We start from the raw sequence: 19,624 nt of genomic DNA, 5'->3' as shown, positions 1-19,624 counted from the left end.
TAACAAAAAGAAAATGGAACTATCAATAATAAAAACCAAAATACACAATATACAAGGCAATAAAGTAATCCTTGATTTTGACCTTGCAGAACTTTATGAAGTTGAAACCAGAGTTCTTAAACAAGCCGTTAGACGAAACTTAAAACGCTTTCCGGACGATTTTATGTTTCAGCTTTCAAAAGGTGAATGGAAAGAGGTTATCACAAATTGTGATAAGCTTCCAGAGAACATTAAATTTAGCCCGACCACTCCTTTTGCCTTTACGGAGCAAGGCGTGGCAATGCTTTCTAGCGTACTTAATAGCGATAAGGCCATTGATGTAAATATATCCATTATGAGAGCTTTTGTAGCCTTGCGAAAGCATCTTACGGATTATAGCAATCTTAAAGAGCGGATTGCCCAGCTTGAAAAGGAAATGAACTTAAAATTTAAGGATATTCACGAAGCATTGAATTATTTGCTACAAAAGGATAAGATACAAGTTGAACAACAGAACAGAGAAAGAATTGGTTTTAAAAGAAAATCTTAACGGAATAGAAAAATATAATCATATACAATACTACACCTTTACTAATCGAGAGCATCTTCAGATGTTTGGTTGTTTTCCTCAACGTCATTTTCTGATACTATTGAAGCATTAATAGAATTTAACATTGTTTCTATTCTTGTTTTTTCATCATCGGTAAAATCGTCGGTAAAGTCTGTATCATCAAACTCGTTATTCTCTAATAGGTTTTTTATCATTTCTACATAAGAGAAATCTTCCTGTACGGTAGAAGTTGACATTTTTACAACTATCTCATCTTGGTCGTCTTTTGAAAAATATAGTTTCATAATTATTCTGTAAAATGTTTAAGATTGTATTTCTTAACTCGTTTTTTTATTGACGGTTTGCCTCCGTCTGTGATTTCTGCAATATAATCCAATACGTTTTTGTCGGCTATTTGACCTTCCAATCTACTCGAAACGATACTTATTTTGTTATCATTGTTCTGGCACAAAACTATATTTTGGGCATCAGCCAACATTGGAATTGTTGCGTTGTGAGAAACCAAAATGACTTGTTTTTTCGGCTTTATCTTTTTTATGGCTTTAACTAATCCCTTATTTATATAGTTAGTCGCTAAATTGTCCTCTGGCTGGTCGATAATAATCGGTGCAATGTCTCCATCATATCCTAAAATTATATCGAGTATCACAGAGGTTTTCCAACCAGCACTTAAATTGTCAAAATCCCTTCCATCAGCAGTTTCTATTTTATATTTTTTCTTATTTAGGTCTTCAAATTTTTTGTTAACCTTAATTTCAAAATCATCATAACTATGTACTTTAGGCGACTGTTGTTTGAAATTTTCAAAAAACAAGTTTTCTGGGGCTAATTGATTGAAAAGAATTACTTTTTTATCAGTTTTCAAGTAGAAATTTATCACATCGAGAAACTTCTCTTTAGTCAAGCTAAAATCGTTTTGAATATACAGCTTGTGTCCCATAGATTCTATTACTTCCGAATCGCAACGGATAGCGTATTCAGAAATCTTCTCAATGATATTCTTGAATCGTGAATAAGCCTTTGAGTATTTTTTAATACTGGCGATTAAAGTGTCAAAATGTTGTTTTTTAGACTGCTCTTCCTCGTTTGATGCTCTTAAATGTTCATCATATGCCGTTTTAGAAAGTTGAATTATTTTTCTTGTTTTGCTTTCAAATTGGGAAACATAGTAGGCCTTATTAAGCTCTTCCTTTAAGTCTGCAATCAAATCTTCATTAAACTCAACGAACGGATTGGCAAGTAAAAAAGCTTCAATCTCGTCTAAAACTGAAGTGTGTTGTTCATATTGATGCTGTGAATATTCCGTTTTGTCTATTATTTCTTGTGTAGGTAAAAGATTGGAAAGGACATTTTTTTGAACATCTTGTTTGTTAACCAGCCTTGAGAGAATTGGTATTTTCTTCAAATTTTTGTCTTCATCTTCTATTATCTTGACACATTTAACCAAGTCTTTCAAATCTGACTTTAATTTTAAAAGCCCTGCATCTACTTTTTCACGAATAGTGTCATCGCCAGGAAAAACCTTTTTGATTATATCAATATTGCCAAGGTTGTCATCGGTAGTTTCGTTGACAATGCTCATTATATAATTCTGTGATATGTAGTGAGGGTGTAGTCCAGATGGGTTTTCCACTATCATTTTATCTACTTCAAAATGCCCATAATTGGTTTTTGAAAAATCATTATAAATTTTGTTGTGAATTGAATCCACCAAAAGTGTCTTACCGCTCGATGAACCGCCAATTACAACATTTAGACCTGATGTTAGCTCTACATCAATTTCAATGTTTGTTTTAGACAGCTTTATTGCCCTTATGTTTTCTGACCAATTTTTAGGCTTTTCTTCTGAATAAACTAACCTTGAAGATTCTGAAAGTGATAATCTTAAACCGTTAAAAGTGGGAAGCGAAAACATCCAGGTAGGCACAAAAGGTTTAGCCTGTGATGATTTAGCGTTGGGGTATTGGCTCGGATTATAATTATCTGTACAGGTCATTAAATTTACAAACTCATTTATCCCAAGCTTTTTAAAATAATCTTGCGTTCTTTCAAGTCCTGAATTTCCTCTTGCAGTAAAGCCATCAAATTGGTTATAATAGATACTCCGCTCCATCGTACTGTCAAATCTAACACCGTCAGGAATTGATTTATCAAATGTAGAGTGTGATTGGCCACCGTGAGGTAAGAGTAAAAATTCGTATAAATCAAAAGTATTAATTACGGTTTCGATTGATGGTATTGTATCATCGTCCTTATTAACTACTTTATTTGGATAGAGTTCATCTAATTTTGTATTTAAATCATCAATAACCGTGTCATCTATTTCATCTAAATTGAAGTAGATATGACAATGGTAAGGTGGACAGGATGGGTAATTTTTTATATGAAGTTCAACACCAGCTAAAATATTTATTCCTAAACCTTTGGCTTTGAGATATACAGCTTTGTTTATAGTATTATGGTCAGTAATTGAAATTAAAAAAGTTGAATTTTTCGTGTAGTTGTTTATGTTATCAATTAACAGTTGTAAGTTGTAATCTGGATTCAAGTTATTTGGGTCATCCGAAGTGTGGATATGTAGGTCTAGATAAACTGGATTCATTCGTTTTGCATTGGTTGGTTTTGTAACAATTGCATAGACATAACACATCTATTGACATTATAGTTATACCATTGTTAAATTTGTAACAAAGATACTTTTTTATTTGGCGAGTTTTAAAATTCGTAACGCCCCTTGAATGACCAAAGCAAAAACAATAGTTCCGATAATCAAATCAGGTTTATTTGAGTTAAACCAGTTAACTAAAAGTCCGGCTACAATTACCCCTAAATTAATAATCACGTCATTTGAAGTGAAAATCATACTTGCTTTCATATGGGCTTCCTCTTTACTTTTAGATTTTTGAAGCAAATACAAACAAATACCATTTGCGATTAATGCAAAAATCGAAACGATAATCATAGTTGAAAAATTGGGTAATTTTTCTTCTCCAAAAAATCGCCTTAGGACTTCAATAAATCCTACTAGTGCCAAAGTAATTTGAAAGTACCCAGCGAGTTTTGCAATTCGCTTTTTTCTTGTAAATGTGCCTCCAACAGCAAAAAGACTTATGCCATAGACAAATGAGTCAGCAAGCATATCCAAGCTGTCGGCAACCAATCCCATAGATTTTGAGATTAAACCTGTGGTAATTTCCAATAAGAAGAATATGAAGTTAATTGCGAGAACTGTCCAAAGTAATTTTCTTTGGTTCTTGTCTTCTAAAAATTCAGTTTGTTCTGTTTCTTCAGAAGATAGTTTTTGCCCACCTAAATTCAGGTCAATAATTGATTGCTCAATCTGGTCTATTTGTCCAGTATGGTAAACAGTTAATTTTCTATTGGGAATATCGAAGTCTAGGTTTTTAACATCTGAAATTCCATCCAGTTTCATTCGGATAAGATTTTCCTCTGAAGGACAATCCATTTTGGCAATTTCAAATATTGTTTTTTGCATTAATAATTATTTGTTATATCTGTAACAAATATACTTTTTTAAGCACAAAAAAAGAGATGAAGAACACCTCTTAAATTCTGGTTTCCAAAACCACCTTTCTACTCCCTTTCAGTTCCTTCAGCTCCAGCATCAATTTTTCATTATCGCCTAAAACAAACTTTGGAATCACATATACAAATCGTTGGCTTTTCCCATCTGTAATGGAATATGGCATTTTGTGTTTATAAATAACTTCTTGTTGTAATCTTTGGTAAGAGGCTTTTCGCTTGTTGTTTCCATTGGTTCTATATACGTTGAGGTAATCGATTTCAAAAGTGATTCCGGATTTGTTCTTGACTTCTATAACCAAATACACTTCAGAAGCATCGTATGCCATTTTTTGCAATTGGATTTTAATGCCTTTTTTGCGTTTTGTTTCTATGTGTTCAAAATTGGATTTTAATAAGTACTCGCTGAATTTTTGAAAATATGTAATCCTATTGGCATAATCATTTAATGGTTTGGTAATAGGTTTGTCCTTTATTATTTTCGGAAGCTCACTACCAATGCTTTCATTTTCATTGATAAAATAATTAAGTTCCGGAAGTTTATCGGAATACTTCAAAATATAAGAGTAAACCTTTCCATCACTTGTAACGGTCAGCAGATTACTTTCTGTTCCAGGCTTTGCCTGTAACAATCCAAAATATTGTTCTTTTTCACGGTTGTAAGTGAATATAAAATGTGAAGCACCCGTAATACCCTGTCGAATCGGTTTTGGGAAAAACAGAGCCACGTTTTTTTGGTCGTTGGCATAAATGGTATCCAGAGGCTGTTGTGCAATTATTGGTATTGAAAAAAGTAGTGATAAAAATGTGATTAAAATTTTCATAAGAGTAAGTTTTGATTAATTGCCCTTTAAGGGCCTTTCATAATGATAGTGAGTTTAGTAACTGCCCATTATAGGCTTTCCTTGATATTTGGTTTTGGGCATTCTTAAAATAAGTTTGTAATTATCGGTTATTGTAACTTTTACATTTTTGTGGTTACGTTGGAATATTTTCTTGAAACCGCTTACCTGTGGCACTCCTGTAATATTGATGTCATCGACCATATCGCCAATGATTTCATTGGTAACTTCTGCCCTAAAGCTGTTCTCGATATAAATCCCTTCGCTACCGTCCTGGAAATCATATGCGGTCAACTTAACGAGGTTATGGTTGATATTTGTAATGGCGATTATCGCCCGATTGGGTTTAAAATCGACAAATCCATAAATGGGCGTGTTTTTAGGATAGTGTTGCCCAAAAATGGTAGCATCTTTTAACAACCGCATCTGTAAACGATAATTGGTTTTCACGGTCTGTGTGCCATCTACACGTACATAGATGAACTCATCCGTGTTTTTTGAGTTCAAATCATCATTTTCAATGGGGTGCGAGGCAAAAAAGAGCTGATGTTCCAAAGCACGTTCTTTGGCCTCGACATTCCTTTCTTTTTCTTCAATGGCATCCATTGTGTCTTTTTCCTTCTTAATATTTGGTTTTGTGGGTTTGTATCTAGGATTTATATTTTCATATCTCTGTTCCGAATATTTAATCTGCCCTTGTTTGTAAATACTATCCACCATCTGCATTTTCCTTTTGTCCAATAAATCAGGGTCGTGACCTGTGGAATCCAACAGTCGTTCATCATAAATACTGGGTGCATTGGTCTGCCTGACTTCCTTTAAATCGTTTAGGGCATCCAATTTGGAATCGTATTCCTTTTGGTCGTTCTTCAGTTCCGGTACGGGAATCTGGTTGTTCTCTATGGTCGGTTCTTCGTCCACGTCCAATACCAGCATTGCATAACCGCCTATAAAAAGCAGGATGCACACCAACACTATGGAAAAGACTATTTTATTTTTTTCTACTTTCATTGTATCTGTTTTAAATGCTCTTTATGAGCCTTCATAATTTTCTAATTTTCGTAACGAACTTTCAAAAAAGTTGGTAATCAGCAGTCCGTGAGTATTGTTTGGAAAGTTCCTGTCAACGTGAATCATATTTCCAGTTGTAGTCAATTCATAAATATCTGTGATAGTGCCTCTGTTGATTTCAAAAATGGTTTTCGTCTCAAACTTGTAAGGCTCGTTTTGAATATCAATTTTGGATTCGATATTCAATACTCTTTGAACCAACGAATACTGCAACAATCGGTTGTAAACTCCATCGGCTTTTTTCTGTCGGTACAAGGCATCTACGGAATTATTGCCCAACCATAGTGCTTTCTCCAAGTTCTTTTCGTAATTACTGGCATCTATGTTATAGAAATACGTATGGAACAATTCCAATTGTGCCAAGACTTCTACCTTTAAATTTTCTTTTTGAGATACCAATTTTAAGGGAATTACACTTCCGTCCGTATTGACCACAAAGGCATTGTTTACCGTTTCTTTATGTAGTTTTACGACCATCAGTACGGAAATGATGCACGTTAGTACAGCTCCGATAACTACCGCCAGTACGATAAAGCGATTGAGTTTTAAGATGTTGTAAATATTTTTATATGGTGTTTTCATTTTTTATCTATGATTAGTATTTGCCAAATGTGCCTTAGGCACTTAGCCAGTGAAGAGTTTAAAAGTGAACGAGGTCGCTCGTTTGTATAATTTGAATTTCAGCAACACAATAAATCCTATAGAGCCTAACTGTAAAAGCGGTGCGAAAAAATTACTGCCCCAATCCGTACCAAATAGGTCGCTCCAGAAGTTTGTGTTGATTTCGGTATAAAGATTATTCACAAAAACATTGACCAAAAAGAATGCAGGAACTAGCATATAAACACCGGCATAGAGCTTAAAAAAGTTATAGGCCAATGACCTGAACTTTTCAAATACAGCAAGGCTTATTACCAATGGAAAAAACGCTTGCATAATGCCCAATAAAAAGAAGCGTTCCGCAAGGAATAAAGGGTAGATAAACAAATCCAACAGCCAAAGGAATATTCCGGCAATAAAGGATAGTATTTTTAAACCGTATAAGGGAGTAACCAGAGCTTCGTAAAGCATTGCCATCGCTTTTTTGGCGGCATCCCAAGCACTCACATCCTGTTCGATGTCAATGTCTTGCATCTGCAACGGGAGAAGTGCGGGTGCCGTGTCCCGATATTGGTTTTCGATGGCGACCAAAATGGTGTCGAATACTCCCAATACCTGAGTGGAAAAAATGACCAAAATCACTACAGCAAAATTTTTTGCCAGTTCCGCAGGGGTCAATCCCCATGTATAGCCTTCATTATTGGCAACGCCTTCATTATATTTTTTTAGGATGTTAATGAGAAAGAATAATATGGCCAGCGTTTTCATTCCCGCAATAGTGTATTGCGAGAAATCGCTATTTTTTATCGTTTGAAAAATAGTGTCTACATACTCTAGCCCTATGCCTAAAAAAATACCTGACATTAGTAATTGGTTTCTCGGTTATTGATTTTATGCTGCATTTCCCGAAATTGAATAATCTCTCGATAACGTCTGGTCTTCGCCTCAATTTCTGCTACCATTTCCTTGGACTCCAATTCCTTTTCCTTAAGTACTTCGGCACGTTCGGCATCGGTCATTTTCATATTGTCGCTGGACAGTATTTGGTCGATATATTCCATACCAGCCATTGAATTTTGCAGGATGGCATCAAAGGAATCTGAAATACGGGTAACTTCGTCGGGTTTGATAAAAGGGGAATTAAGGATTTCCCTTAAATCGCTTTGCACAACATCGTACAAACGTTGATTATTTCTTGCTAATTCCCTGACCGCTTTGAGTTGTTTAATCACATCGTTTACTTTGTCGATATTCTCCTTTTGCGTTTTAAGGAATTTTACCGTCTTCATTAAATTGGCGGTCTGTTTACCAGATTCCAATAATGATTTTACAAAAGAGATAAAGTTTGTGTTGTCATACACAGGCATCCCCTGACCCGTAGCACGGGCAGGCAATAAAGCAATAAAGGTTACTGCTAATACTAAAATTTTGATTTTGTGTTTCATTTGTTTGTGTTTTAAAGTGATACTTATTGTGATTTCTGAAGGAAGCTTTTAATAGCCTCTTCCATATTAATTGTCTTATCATAAATGGCCATTATGGCCTCGCTCTCTTTTCCGTCAGTCAGGTAGGCAGCAAAGACTTCTGGCGGTACTTCCAATCGGAAAATGTTGCTTTCCTTTCCTATTTTGATGAACATTTCGGTATATTTTCGTGTTCCCGTAAGGTTGTTGCGAATGGATTTTAACTGGTTTAAATCGTGGCTTGATAGGTTAAGCCTGTTCTTTAGTTCGGCATAACCTTTTTCATTCCGAAGGCTATAAATGACCTGGGTGTTTTCCAAAATGCTTGCTGATGTGGAATTGTTGGGCAATTGGTTAATGGATTGAAGGATAATCCCAATTGCTCCATTCTGTTTTCTAATTGCTTGGTAGTAGAATTCGACACTTTCAAGTACATTTTCAAATTTGAGTTGTTTGGCAAACTCATCAAATAGGATGATGCCTTTTTCGGCTTTGTTTCGCCAAATGGTTCTTTGAATGGCCGACTTAATCAATTTAAGCATCACGGACAGGATTTCCTTATTGTCCTTGACTTCATCGAGTTCAAAAACAATCAAACGTTTATCCTCAATTTTATAAGTCTGGTCTTCACTTACATTGAATAGGAAGCTGTATAAGCCATCATCAACATATTCCGAAAGGATGTGTAGAAAATCGTAAATGTTGAAATGCTGCTCCTGAATATGAAGCTCCTTTAAAAGTGCGTCTTTTTTGGTATCTACAAACTGATATAAATTTTCCAAGGAATGAGTACTGTTCGTATTTTGTAGATAGTAATATCGAAGCACTTTTTTGACTGCAACTTCTTCAGCTTTGCTAGTTTCCTTTCCCGAAGCTAAAAGTTCCAAAAGGAAGATTGCCAAATCTTCCAATCGCTCTGGTGTCAAATCATTGACGTTAGAAATATAAAACGGATTGATACCCAAGTTTTTTCCTTGCTCATAGCGTAGTATGATATGGTCATCCGGATAGAGCTTAGCAAATTTTGAATACGAACCTCCTAAATCAATAATGACCAATCGAACATCTTGCTCGAAGTATTGACGTAGGATATTGTTTGCCAAAAAGGATTTTCCTTCTCCCGTAGGTGCAAAAATGGCAAAGTTACGGGCCTTGATGCGTTTCTTCTTTTCATCCCATACATCCTTCAAGACCGGAATGTTATGTTGCCTATCATTAAAGATTACACCTGTGGCATCCGATTGATAATTGGTATTGTTTATGTACAGACAAAGAGCGTGTTTTAAATCTGTTACATACAAATCTTCATTTGAAAAGTTGGAAGTAAAACAGCAATATGAGTTTAAAAAATATTGCTTTCGTTCTTCGCCTTTTGGGTAATAGGGCACTATATCCAATTCTTTGAACTCGGTTTTTATTTTGGAAGCAATCAGTTCTAAATGGGTTTCGTCCTTATCCCAGAACACAATGTTTAAATGTCCTCTAATAATTCGTGAGCTATCATCCTCATTGATTTTGGCAACTATATCTTCAATCTTTTTTAAGATGACTTTATTCTGTGTTCCAAAATTGGAGCTCTTTTTGAGTTCCTCTATTTTCTTGTCCAACAGTTTTCGCCATTTATGTTTGTCATCCAAATAAATGATTTGGTTGACGATATGGTTTTCATTGAGATTCAGTCCCAATCCGTCAATAAATCCCTGGTGGAATATAAAATCGTCCGAAGTAAATTTGTCATTGGTCTTACTGCTCTGAACCACATCGCCAAAACACAGTTCGCTATTGATTGCCAACACATCAAAATGATGGTCGCCAATTTCGATATTGGATTTCTTCAACTGGATGTCGGTATCGAACCCCTCGTTAAATCCGTTGAAATAGGCATTGGTCAACGATAGCACTTTATCTATATCCAAAGGCATCAATGACACCTTTCGGCTATTATTGACAAAGGAAACGGCATCATTGACCGAAGCAATGAACTCCTGTACATTGTGGTCCATTTTCTTATGGATGCCCTTTTCGACCTTGCGAAACGGATTGGTGAATTTTGGGGCGTTCAACGCCTTGTTATATGGGAGAATAAAGAATAGGTAAGAAGTATGTTTTATGAATTCCCGACCTTTAAAATAATCGTGCGTGGCACGTTGCAAAAAACTTTTGTTGGGTAATTTATCTGCTTCATATTGGCTTTTTTGATAAATGTCCTGTTTATGGATAACCGTAGCGATAGGCAATGATTTAAACGCTTGAAACCACGACCCGTGCATATCCTCAAAATCTTTTTCCGCAAGGGAATAGATTTCAGGACTGTCCACTTGATAGCCCAATACCACGTTGCCATTGTTTGCAAAAACGATATGGTCTTGAATATCCAAAATAGGATGATATGCCGATAGGTTAATTTTCTTCATAGTGTAAGCGACTTCCTTTTTTATTGCTGATTGTTTGTGGAAATACCCTTTTAATGTGCATTAAAGCAGGGTTTTTGGTAATGTGGGTCAAAGCGATATACAGTATGCCGTTTAATAGGAATACTGAAATAATGACCGTAAAGCTGAAAGAAAAAATGATGAACAATAACGAGCCGATAACGACGGTCATCATCAAAGCGAACAATGATATGGGTAGCCCCATTATCACGGCTCGCTTGCGTATGTTTTTATAGACCTCAAAGCGTTTCATTAAACTACGATGCTAATGAGATACGTAAAGATGCCTACTACTGCTCCTGCAATCAATACAAAGACCAACACACGGGTAATTCCTTTTTTTAAGTCGGCATTCTCGCCAAAAAAATGTCCAGCATTAAATAGGAAGCCAATTAAAAAGATAACTCCCAGAATTATTGGGAAAATGGTTCGGATGGTATCGGAAACATCATTTACTGAATCTTCGATACCACCAATTTGTGCAAAAGTTGTACTTGAAATAAGTAACGATAGGATGGTTACATAATGTGATTTTTTCATACTCAAAGTGATTTAATTTTACGTCAATTTTGATATATGAAAAATACTGTATATTACAATGCAAATAACTGATAATCAATAAATTGTGAATAAAATAATTTTTGATATGAATTGTTTTTATTTGATGCGAATTGGTATCAAATTTTATGAAAATCTAGAAGTACTATGTTAATAACTCTAAAATTTTGGAAGTGGGTAACGCCCAAAAACGTCATTTTTCTGCTGATGCTGTTAAAAATGTGCTTCATTTTTGGTCAGGATTTGCAAACAAAAAATGTCATTGTCATCGACCCTGGACACGGCGGAAAAGATACAGGTGCAATTGGAAAAAATAAAGTACAAGAAAAGAATGTAGCGTTACGTATTGCCAATGAAATTTTAAGGCTGAACAAAATCCTATTGAATGACAAATTTGATATGTATTCGACCAGGTACAATGACACGTTGATTTCCTTATCAGACAGAAACCGATTGGCTGAAAGTTTAAAGGCAGACCTATTTGTGTCATTACATTGTAATGCCTCTGCCACTTCTTCAAAAGGAATTGATATTTATGTGCATAGTTCTAGTGATGAAGAAGTACACATAAAAGAATCCATTTCACTCGGATTATCCATTCTGGATGAAAGTACTATGAAATTGGGGTTTAAAAAGCGAGGTGTGCAATTTGCGAATTTTCAAGTGCTGCGTGAGAATACCAAGTATCGCCCTTCAATACTCATTGAAATGGGTTTTGTTACCAACACAGATGAAGCGGACTACTTTTTAAAGCCCAAAAATATTAGAGCTATGGCTTTGGCTATTTTAATGGGATTGTATAACTATTTTAATACTGGATTATGAAAGAATTGTTTGTTGAGATTGTAAAGAGTTTGAGAGAAATAATTTCCTCTTTTTTTAAAGAAATATATATTGTTTTTAAATCTTTTGCCGAAAAATAGCCTATGTCTTTTTGCATTTAAGTCCTAAATTTTTCGAGCATTTTTCGTAAATTTAATGTTCTAAATACACCAATTTTTTGCCAAGTTAAAAAATGAGAGCACTAGCAATTTTCTTTTTAAACGTCTTTCAAAACACCTTGGGGATGACCTTTGGTTTACTATTTCCACGTAAAGCCAAGCGACATTCTTACAAGGATTTATCTGATGTTGAGAAAGTAAAATACCTTGAAAAAAGAAGACAATACAAGGGCTATAAAAAACAATGGTTGTATTACAGATGTAGAGAGGAAGGTTTGATGGAAGCGTATCATAAATTGTTCAAAACTGAAGTTAAAGAACAAGATTATGGAACAAAGTTTAGTTTTGGTAAATATCGAGGGGAATTCGTTGAAGACATTTGGGAATCTGATAGAGAGTATATCAATTGGTTATCTCAACAAGAGTGGTTAGCAGAATATTTGGATGAAAACGATATGATTCACGAGTTACTTCATTTAGAGGAAGAAAACCAAAATTAGATTTAAGCTCTTTTATCACGACTACTTTTGTCAAAGGCAATTAAGTTGAACAATTGTCGCATTCTTGAACGTACTCTATTACCGTAACGTTCCTCCAGTTCTTTAGCATTTAGATTTGTAGTAGCGTGTGTTTTAATTTTGTTACTTAAAAATAAATCATAACGGGATAGTATAATTTCTCCCATTACGTTACAATCTTTCCCAAAATGCCTTCCGGTCGGTTCTACACCTAAATCATCAAAACAATAAAATTTCTTATCCCCATAGTTCTCAATAATAGTGTAACCGATATTATTAAAGGCAAAGGCAATGTTCCGTGTTGGTATAACCTCATACAATTTTTGATGTGGTACAATATGGCGTAACAATTTCATTAAACTGGTCTTGCCGCAACCAACAGGACCAGAAAGTAAAATGCCTTTATTGATGTCTATGTCTAGCTTTTTGCAATTCGTTTCATCCTTGATGAAATAGTTGCAGAGCTTGAACAGAATATCTCGGTCTTCTTCAAAGATTTTAAACTTTTTGCCAAATAACAGTTTTCCTTTGGCATTGAGGTAAATGAGCATTTTATCAAAATCGTATAGTAACTGATTGTTTTTTAGTTCCCCTAATTTGTATTGGACGCTGCCCTCGATGATGATATGTGGTTGGTAAATCTTCATAGGGGTTCATTATAATTTTTGTTGGAACTTGTCTTTAGGTTGTCCGTATTTTGGCTAACTGCGACCATTATTTTTTCTGTTTTGAGCTCGTCCGCTTTTATCATCCAGTTGTGAGCTGTGGCGTGCCAATCGACAATTTTTGTTTTACCACCTACTTTCCAGCCGATACCTTGGTAGTGGTTGTAAAATTTTTTAGCCTCCAGTTCTGGCCAATTTTCTTTTTGAAAAAAATCAATGACTTCATTCTCATTTTTTGGCTGGTCAAGTTTATTCCCGTTTGTATTGTTTTTTATAGTTTGAATAGGTTTGTTTATAGATACCACCGCTTGTCCATTACTTGTCCCGATATTGGTACTGCTTGGGTACAGAGCTTGTCCAGCACTTGTCCCAAAATTGAACATCTTGATACGGCTACCTTTAAACGGATTGTGAGAGGGTTCATACAAGAGGTATTTCCAATGGTGCAGTTCTTTGATACAACGGTGGTAAGTGGTTTTTGAACCGATTTTGGAAAGTTTCATCGCTTCTTCTCGATTGATATAGAATTCTACAGGAAAGTGATAGTTGTTCCATAACTGGAACAATGCCACGTACAAACTGATGTGCGTAGGATTTAAACGACTGTCTTTTGAAAATTGCAAGAATACGGCATTTAGGTGCTTTATGTAGTTGACCTGCTCCAAAACGATATTAGAATTTATTGTGAATTTTGTTTGTCTCCATTACGCTCATTATTTCTTCATAATCGTAATAGAGTACACCGCCAACTTTGGTGTATGGCAATGTGCCATTGATTCTTAAATTCTGTAAAGTACCGGAAGAGATTCCCAAAAGTTCTTTTACGTCAGGGGATTTTAGCCACCTTTTGGTAATATGACCTGATTGTTCGTTGAGAATTTGCTTAATATCATCGAGCAGTTCCATCTTGAACTCCCGAAGGTCGTCTGTGGTAATAATACTTGTAGGCATAATAGAACGGATTAAAAAGAAAGGGACTACCGTTTTGCTTTCATTTAAAATGATAGCCCCTGACCTGATTTGACTTTCGTTCTACAAAATTGAGGTGGTTTAATGGATTTTATTCACAAGGTGGGGCTTCTTGGGTGTTTTTTTCTCTCATTTTCAATGATATACAATAGGGCGTTTTAGTACTTCCCTACAAAAATAAGGTATCTAAAAACCACCAAATAAAATGAGATTTTCCCCAAAAAGAGAAACACCCAAGTTAGAGCATCTTGGGTGTTTTTTATTTTATGTTATCAGTATCATCCATTCTTTTGGTTAACTGCTCTTTCAGAATATCCAAAAATTTGGTTCTGCCGTTTTTACGCATTCGTATTTCCAGAAAAGCTCTATAATAATCGCCCAAATCAATTTTAAATGTTTTTTCAACGAAATAGGCAATATCCTTAATGTCAACAGTACCGTTGTTGATGACATCTGTGCTATGCAAAGCGTAAATCAGTTCAATTAAATATATTTTGTGGGCTGTCCACGTAATTTTCGTTTTCCTTTGTAACATCTTTAAATTTGCATAATTGTTATTGTTTTCTAATTTATCAATCTCTCGTTTTAGGTGTACAATCAAAAGGTCATAAGCTAAAATTGTGGCTACGGTACTATCGTGGCTTGTTGCAAATTCTTCATCAACAAAAAAGTGAAGTGAGTCTGGGAATAGCCTAATATCCGCTTTACCTCTTAAAAAATATTGTTCATCAAACACGGTTGCTTCTCTGCGATAATAATGGTAAAAGTCAAGATTGTCGTTAAAGTAAGTTTGTAGTTTTTCAATATAATTGTTCAAATATTTTACTTGAGATTTATTGCTTCCCCTTGGTCTTTTACCTTCAATGTTAAATAATTTCACATAATAAATGAGCTTACTATAAATTTTTGGTTTAGTGCATTTGAAAAAAGTAATTTCCTCCAACTTGGTTTCAAATTCATAGTCAACAACAATACTTCTAACTGTTTTAAGGGTTTGTTTTGCAAGTTTTATCCCTTTTTCAGCTTTGAGCAAAATATCTTGTTCCTCAATTTCAAGAATATCTAATTCATTGTCTAGTTTTTTTAATATATCCTTGAAATTTTTACCCATTCCGTACTGCGATTACGAGGTCTTTAGTCAATAGTGTTCGTTACATTGCCACAATTATGCATCGCCTTACCGAAGTAGGGATTCAATATTTTTTCTTCTTTGCTTAACCAATAAGCACCTTTATCATTATCTGCCATAGGACAGAATTGGCTATACACTTTTTGGTTTATACCAAATATTTCAACAGCACTTATTAAGTGTGATGACAAATGCTTAAAATGATTTCTTTGCTCTTTTATTTGTGTTTCAGAAGCAATTGAATTTGCTGAAGCTTTGATTTCGTTTTCTAACTTCATCCAATGGTTATGAGCATTTTTATCTGATAACAATTTCATATCGATTTTGCCTAAACTACTAACAACAGTAGTAGCTGTTTCTTTTGCCTTTTTAGGGTCATCATTTACCAACGCATCTTTTAGATTTGTATAATTTTCAAAAACATCTTTTAGTTGTTCTTGGAATTTTGTGGACACTTTAATGCGTTCATTCATTTCAGAATGGTCTGTTTTTTCGTTGGTATTTGTTGTTTCCATTCCAAGATGTCCTTCGTGTCCTGTCATTGTTTTTCCGCCTTCCTTGTTCATCATTGATTTTTTACCCTGCAATTGTGCTGCTGCATCAATTGTAAAAGTTCCATTTGTAACTATTTCATCGCCACTTTCTAAACCGTCTAGCACTTCGTAATTTTCTCCTATGGTATTGCCCAATTTTACTTCTCGCATTTCAAAAACTGGTTCGTCTGGATTTGTTTTTACATATACTACGGAACGTTCTCCTGTCCATAAAATCGCTGTGGATGGGATATTTAATGCTTGTTTTTGAGTTGAAGAAACACCCTTAATTTTGCCTTCAACAAACATTCCTGGCTTAAAGGCATCATCAGTATTATTTAATACAACCCTTAATTTTACCGTTCTGGTTCGTGTATCTAACACAGGGTCGATAAACGAAACTTTACCTTTGAATTCCTTATTTGGATATGCATTGGTAGTGATTGCCACTTCTTGCCCTTTTTTGAATAAATCAATCTGGTTTTCATAGACATCGAAATTTGCCCAAACCGTGTTTAGTTTTGCGATTTTCAATAGCGGCTGTCCTTGTTTTATATAGTCGCCTTGCTCTACTAATTTTTCTGAAACCGTACCCGAAACTGTGGCATAAACAGGAAAGTTTTCTAAAACTTTTCCTGATGTTTCTATTTTATTTATTTGGCTCTCTGATAATTTCCAGAGTTTTAATTTGTTTCTTACAGCGTTGTACAATTCAGGTTGCGATTCTTTTAAAGAAGCTGCCGTAATCAACTCTTGTTGAGCCGCATATAATTCAGGGGAATAAATAGTGGCCAATAATTGCCCTTTGCGGATTTCTTCTCCGGTAAAACTCACATTCAAACGCTCAATCCTTCCAGAAAAATAACTGACTTGAACTGCATTCGATTCTTCATTTTCCACAATCTTTCCTGATAGCTTTATAGTATTTTCATTTGTTTTTCCATTGCCAACTATGGATGTTTGTACATTGGCCAACGCCATTGCGTTTTCAGACAGCTTGAATTGGTCTGCCAACAAACCATCTGCACCACTTTCCGCAGGGATTAAATCCATACCACAAATAGGACAATCGCCTGGTTCTGGTTGCATAATTTGTGGATGCATTGAACACGTCCACATTTGATTGGTTTCAGCTACTTCATTATGGTTATGCTCTGTTTTTTTATCGGGTGAACCACCAAAAATTACCCATCCCAATAGTAGCCCTATAGCTAATATCCCAATATAAACTATGTATTTTTTCATTTTATTATATTTTAATATTTCTTAATCTTAATGCGTTTACAATTACTGAAACAGAACTAAAACTCATTGCTAAAGCGGCAATCATTGGCGATAGTAGAATTCCAAAAAATGGAAATAGAACACCTGCTGCAATAGGTACCCCCAATGTATTATAGACGAGTGCAAAAAATAGGTTTTGCTTTATGTTTCTCATTACGGAATGGCTTAAATTTTTCGCCTTAACTATACTGTGTAAATTACCTTTGACCAAGGTTATCATTGCACTTTCTATGGCAACGTCAGTACCTGTTCCCATCGCTACTCCTACATCACTTTTTGCCAATGCTGGGGCATCGTTGATACCATCGCCCGCCATAGCAACTATTTTGCCTTTTGCCTGTAATTTTTCTACTTCTTTGAGTTTATCTTCGGGCAACATACTTGCCTTAAAATCTGCCAAGTTAAGTTCGTAAGCAACCGCTTGTGCTGTATTATGGTTATCTCCCGTAAGCATTACAACATCTATACCTTTGTCTTGAAGTTCTTTTATAGCTTTAGCACTTGTTTTCTTTATTTTATCGCCTATTACTACGTAACCAACAATCTCATTATCAATCGACAAATAAGAAACTGTTTTACCCTGTTTTTGAAAAGATTCTGCTTTTTGCTTCATTTCTTTAGAAATTTCCGCATTCGTATATTCCATCATTTTCGGATTTCCTAATGCTACTTTTTTATTATTTATTACAGCCTCAACACCTTTTCCTGTAACAGCGTTAAACCCGTCAGATTTTAAAGTTTTAGTATTTTGCTCACTACCATATTTCACGGTCGCTTCGGCAAGTGGATGTTCACTATTAGTATTCAATGAAACAATGTATTGAAGAATCTCGCTTTCGCTAATATTTTTACTAAAAGTACCTACCGTATCTACTGTTGGTTTTCCTTCCGTTATAGTTCCTGTTTTATCAACGATTAGCGTATCAACCTTATCCATTTTTTCGAGAGCTTCGGCGTTTTTAATCAACACACCATTTTGAGCACCTTTGCCAACCCCCACCATAACGGACATAGGTGTTGCCAAACCTAATGCACAAGGGCAAGCAATAATTAATACGGCAATTGCATTTACCAAGGCATAAACGTAAGCCGGTTCTGGGCCCCAAATAGCCCAAACTGCAAACGTGATGAATGAAATAATAACGACTACTGGCACAAAATAACCTGAAACTTTATCTGCCAAGTTTTGAATGGGTGCTCTGCTACGACTGGCATCGTTGACCATATGTATAATTTGGGAAAGTAATGTATCACTACCTACTTTTTCAGCTTTCATTAAAAAGGATTGATTGCCATTAATAGTACCACTACTCACTTTATCATCCACGGTTTTATTTACGGGAATAGGCTCTCCGGTAATCATAGATTCATCTATGCTTGTTTCTCCTTCGTTAACAATACCGTCCACGGGAATTTTATCGCCAGGCTTTACTTTTAGAATATCTTTAAGTTTAATTTCGTCTATACTTACCTCAATATCCTCTCCATCTACAACTTTTGTTGCCTTGTTGGGTGCTAACTTTAATAGTTCTTTTACTGCGGAATTGGTTTTGCTATGTGCACGAGCTTCTAACAACTGACCTAAAAGCACTAACGTTAGAATAACCGTTGCAGCTTCAAAATAGACGTGTACTGCACCAGATTCGGTTTTAAACTGTGCCGGAAATATATCTGGAAATATCATTCCAAAAACGCTAAATAACCAAGCTACTCCTGCACCAATCCCAATAAGTGTGAACATATTAAGATTCCACGTTTTTATACTTTTGTAGGCACGCTCAAAAAACATCCGCGTAGCGTAAAATACGACTGGGATTGAAAGTGCAAACTGAATCCAATTCCAATATTTCTGTTCCATTATATCGTACAATGGATTGTTGTTGAGCATTTCGCTCATAGCCATTAAGAATATTGGCAATGTGAATGCAGTTGCTATCCAAAACTTTTTCAACAGTTTTTTATAGGTTTTTTCTTCAGCAGAAAGGTCTGGTTGCATTAATATTAAATCCATTCCGCAAATGGAACACGAACCAGCTTCATCTTTTACTATTTCTGGATGCATAGGACACGTCCATTGTTCTTTTTGGGAAGTAGAAACATTTTGTTCTTCCACTAAATCCATACCGCAAACAGGACAATCGCCTGGTTTGTTATAGGTTTTATCTCCTTCGCAATGCATTGGGCAATAGAACGTACCTGTGCCTTTCCCTTTAGGGTGCTGTTTCTTTTTATTTTCGGAATGTTGATGATGTTCTCCTGATTTATGAATGCTGTATTTTCCACCATCGTTTTTTAATGCTTCTTGAAATGTTTCAATAGCTATATGTTGCTTCATTTCGATAGTGGCTTCTGATTTTTCTAAATTAACTTTAGCATTTGAAACACCATCTACCTTTGAAAGTGTTTCCTCTACGTGACTGCGACATCCGTTGCAAGTCATTCCGTGAATGTGATATGTGTGTTTCATTATTTTCTTTTTGTGCCTGACACGGGAAGGGCTATTAACCAATTAATCAGTATTTCCTT

General features: G+C 35.3%; 19 protein-coding genes. 3 read left to right on the top strand and 16 right to left on the bottom strand.

The window, feature by feature from the left end:
• Positions 1–13 precede the first annotated feature (13 nt).
• On the top strand, positions 14–529 hold the full coding sequence (locus AC1EUY_RS00395) for an ORF6N domain-containing protein (protein WP_480193521.1): 516 nt from the start codon (positions 14–16) through the stop codon (positions 527–529).
• A gap of 41 nt (positions 530–570) precedes the next feature.
• Here AC1EUY_RS00395 and AC1EUY_RS00390 read toward each other — a convergent pair whose 3' ends face one another.
• From AC1EUY_RS00390 to AC1EUY_RS00345, 10 genes are all read right to left on the bottom strand, one after another.
• Positions 571–834, bottom strand: coding sequence for a hypothetical protein (locus tag AC1EUY_RS00390; protein ID WP_321976168.1), 264 nt, complete (start codon positions 832–834; stop codon positions 571–573).
• A 2-nt stretch (positions 835–836) separates the two neighbouring features.
• Positions 837–3,152: a PHP domain-containing protein gene (locus AC1EUY_RS00385; RefSeq protein ID WP_480193520.1), complete on the bottom strand. Its 2,316-nt coding sequence runs from the start codon at positions 3,150–3,152 to the stop codon at positions 837–839.
• Positions 3,153–3,251: 99 nt separating this feature from the next.
• On the bottom strand, positions 3,252–4,046 hold the full coding sequence (locus AC1EUY_RS00380) for a cation diffusion facilitator family transporter (RefSeq protein ID WP_321976166.1): 795 nt from the start codon (positions 4,044–4,046) through the stop codon (positions 3,252–3,254).
• A 70-nt stretch (positions 4,047–4,116) separates the two neighbouring features.
• On the bottom strand, positions 4,117–4,917 hold the full coding sequence (locus AC1EUY_RS00375) for a DUF4138 domain-containing protein (protein WP_480193519.1): 801 nt from the start codon (positions 4,915–4,917) through the stop codon (positions 4,117–4,119).
• Between the two features lie 54 nt (positions 4,918–4,971).
• On the bottom strand, positions 4,972–5,946 hold the full coding sequence (traM, locus tag AC1EUY_RS00370) for a conjugative transposon protein TraM (RefSeq protein ID WP_480193518.1): 975 nt from the start codon (positions 5,944–5,946) through the stop codon (positions 4,972–4,974).
• Positions 5,947–5,967: 21 nt separating this feature from the next.
• The gene (locus AC1EUY_RS00365) at positions 5,968–6,588 is read right to left on the bottom strand and encodes a conjugal transfer protein TraK (protein ID WP_480193517.1); all 621 of its coding nucleotides are present in this window, start codon (positions 6,586–6,588) and stop codon (positions 5,968–5,970) included.
• 42 nt (positions 6,589–6,630) lie between these two features.
• Positions 6,631–7,470 (bottom strand): hypothetical protein, encoded by an 840-nt coding sequence (locus AC1EUY_RS00360; RefSeq protein ID WP_480193516.1) that lies wholly within the window; start codon positions 7,468–7,470, stop codon positions 6,631–6,633.
• Positions 7,470–8,051: a conjugal transfer protein gene (locus AC1EUY_RS00355; protein ID WP_480193515.1), complete on the bottom strand. Its 582-nt coding sequence runs from the start codon at positions 8,049–8,051 to the stop codon at positions 7,470–7,472. Before AC1EUY_RS00355 ends, AC1EUY_RS00360 begins: the two co-directional genes overlap by 1 nt.
• A 23-nt stretch (positions 8,052–8,074) precedes the next feature.
• Positions 8,075–10,483, bottom strand: a complete 2,409-nt coding sequence (locus tag AC1EUY_RS00350) for a TraG family conjugative transposon ATPase (RefSeq protein WP_480193514.1) — start codon at positions 10,481–10,483, stop codon at positions 8,075–8,077.
• A 270-nt stretch (positions 10,484–10,753) separates the two neighbouring features.
• Positions 10,754–11,041 carry a hypothetical protein gene (locus AC1EUY_RS00345; protein WP_025743366.1) on the bottom strand — a complete coding sequence of 96 codons (288 nt, stop codon included), beginning with the start codon at positions 11,039–11,041 and terminating at the stop codon, positions 10,754–10,756.
• 237 nt (positions 11,042–11,278) lie between these two features.
• Between AC1EUY_RS00345 and AC1EUY_RS00340 the strand changes: the two genes are divergently transcribed.
• Positions 11,279–11,884: an N-acetylmuramoyl-L-alanine amidase family protein gene (locus AC1EUY_RS00340; protein ID WP_321978036.1), complete on the top strand. Its 606-nt coding sequence runs from the start codon at positions 11,279–11,281 to the stop codon at positions 11,882–11,884.
• A 190-nt stretch (positions 11,885–12,074) separates the two neighbouring features.
• A complete protein-coding gene (locus AC1EUY_RS00335) occupies positions 12,075–12,500 on the top strand; it encodes an exodeoxyribonuclease X C-terminal domain-containing protein (protein WP_321978033.1) in 426 nt (141 codons plus the stop codon).
• 2 nt (positions 12,501–12,502) lie between these two features.
• Here AC1EUY_RS00335 and AC1EUY_RS00330 read toward each other — a convergent pair whose 3' ends face one another.
• From AC1EUY_RS00330 to AC1EUY_RS00305, 6 genes are all read right to left on the bottom strand, one after another.
• A complete protein-coding gene (locus AC1EUY_RS00330) occupies positions 12,503–13,165 on the bottom strand; it encodes a P-loop NTPase family protein (protein ID WP_321978032.1) in 663 nt (220 codons plus the stop codon).
• Positions 13,162–13,806, bottom strand: coding sequence for a hypothetical protein (locus tag AC1EUY_RS00325; protein ID WP_321978031.1), 645 nt, complete (start codon positions 13,804–13,806; stop codon positions 13,162–13,164). Before AC1EUY_RS00325 ends, AC1EUY_RS00330 begins: the two co-directional genes overlap by 4 nt.
• Before the next feature lie 49 nt (positions 13,807–13,855).
• Positions 13,856–14,134, bottom strand: coding sequence for a helix-turn-helix domain-containing protein (locus tag AC1EUY_RS00320; protein ID WP_480193513.1), 279 nt, complete (start codon positions 14,132–14,134; stop codon positions 13,856–13,858).
• Positions 14,135–14,411: 277 nt separating this feature from the next.
• The gene (locus AC1EUY_RS00315) at positions 14,412–15,263 is read right to left on the bottom strand and encodes an RteC domain-containing protein (RefSeq protein ID WP_480193512.1); all 852 of its coding nucleotides are present in this window, start codon (positions 15,261–15,263) and stop codon (positions 14,412–14,414) included.
• Positions 15,264–15,286: 23 nt separating this feature from the next.
• Entirely contained in the window at positions 15,287–17,059 is a 1,773-nt protein-coding gene (locus AC1EUY_RS00310; RefSeq protein WP_321978026.1) for an efflux RND transporter periplasmic adaptor subunit, read from the bottom strand.
• A gap of 4 nt (positions 17,060–17,063) precedes the next feature.
• Positions 17,064–19,565, bottom strand: a complete 2,502-nt coding sequence (locus AC1EUY_RS00305; RefSeq protein ID WP_321978024.1) for a heavy metal translocating P-type ATPase — start codon at positions 19,563–19,565, stop codon at positions 17,064–17,066.
• Between the last annotated feature and the right edge of the window lie 59 nt (positions 19,566–19,624).

It is taken from the genome of Maritimimonas sp. 2210JD6-3 (assembly GCF_056591795.1).
The sequence above is the reverse complement of the archived record's forward strand: the minus strand, read 5'-3'. Positions and strand labels throughout refer to the sequence as shown.

What these genes read in the sequence shown, in the direction of transcription:
- AC1EUY_RS00345 (WP_025743366.1), bottom strand. Translation starts at nt 11,041, where the DNA reads ATGAAAAAATCACATTATGTAACCATCCTATCGTTACTTATTTCAAGT.
- AC1EUY_RS00380 (WP_321976166.1), bottom strand. Translation starts at nt 4,046, where the DNA reads ATGCAAAAAACAATATTTGAAATTGCCAAAATGGATTGTCCTTCAGAG.
- AC1EUY_RS00305 (WP_321978024.1), bottom strand. Translation starts at nt 19,565, where the DNA reads ATGAAACACACATATCACATTCACGGAATGACTTGCAACGGATGTCGC.
- AC1EUY_RS00395 (WP_480193521.1), top strand. Translation starts at nt 14, where the DNA reads ATGGAACTATCAATAATAAAAACCAAAATACACAATATACAAGGCAAT.
- AC1EUY_RS00365 (WP_480193517.1), bottom strand. Translation starts at nt 6,588, where the DNA reads ATGAAAACACCATATAAAAATATTTACAACATCTTAAAACTCAATCGC.
- AC1EUY_RS00320 (WP_480193513.1), bottom strand. Translation starts at nt 14,134, where the DNA reads ATGCCTACAAGTATTATTACCACAGACGACCTTCGGGAGTTCAAGATG.
- AC1EUY_RS00385 (WP_480193520.1), bottom strand. Translation starts at nt 3,152, where the DNA reads ATGAATCCAGTTTATCTAGACCTACATATCCACACTTCGGATGACCCA.
- AC1EUY_RS00315 (WP_480193512.1), bottom strand. Translation starts at nt 15,263, where the DNA reads ATGGGTAAAAATTTCAAGGATATATTAAAAAAACTAGACAATGAATTA.
- traM (WP_480193518.1), bottom strand. Translation starts at nt 5,946, where the DNA reads ATGAAAGTAGAAAAAAATAAAATAGTCTTTTCCATAGTGTTGGTGTGC.
- AC1EUY_RS00360 (WP_480193516.1), bottom strand. Translation starts at nt 7,470, where the DNA reads ATGTCAGGTATTTTTTTAGGCATAGGGCTAGAGTATGTAGACACTATT.
- AC1EUY_RS00375 (WP_480193519.1), bottom strand. Translation starts at nt 4,917, where the DNA reads ATGAAAATTTTAATCACATTTTTATCACTACTTTTTTCAATACCAATA.
- AC1EUY_RS00350 (WP_480193514.1), bottom strand. Translation starts at nt 10,483, where the DNA reads ATGAAGAAAATTAACCTATCGGCATATCATCCTATTTTGGATATTCAA.
- AC1EUY_RS00355 (WP_480193515.1), bottom strand. Translation starts at nt 8,051, where the DNA reads ATGAAACACAAAATCAAAATTTTAGTATTAGCAGTAACCTTTATTGCT.
- AC1EUY_RS00390 (WP_321976168.1), bottom strand. Translation starts at nt 834, where the DNA reads ATGAAACTATATTTTTCAAAAGACGACCAAGATGAGATAGTTGTAAAA.
- AC1EUY_RS00340 (WP_321978036.1), top strand. Translation starts at nt 11,279, where the DNA reads ATGTGCTTCATTTTTGGTCAGGATTTGCAAACAAAAAATGTCATTGTC.
- AC1EUY_RS00310 (WP_321978026.1), bottom strand. Translation starts at nt 17,059, where the DNA reads ATGAAAAAATACATAGTTTATATTGGGATATTAGCTATAGGGCTACTA.
- AC1EUY_RS00335 (WP_321978033.1), top strand. Translation starts at nt 12,075, where the DNA reads ATGAGAGCACTAGCAATTTTCTTTTTAAACGTCTTTCAAAACACCTTG.
- AC1EUY_RS00330 (WP_321978032.1), bottom strand. Translation starts at nt 13,165, where the DNA reads ATGAAGATTTACCAACCACATATCATCATCGAGGGCAGCGTCCAATAC.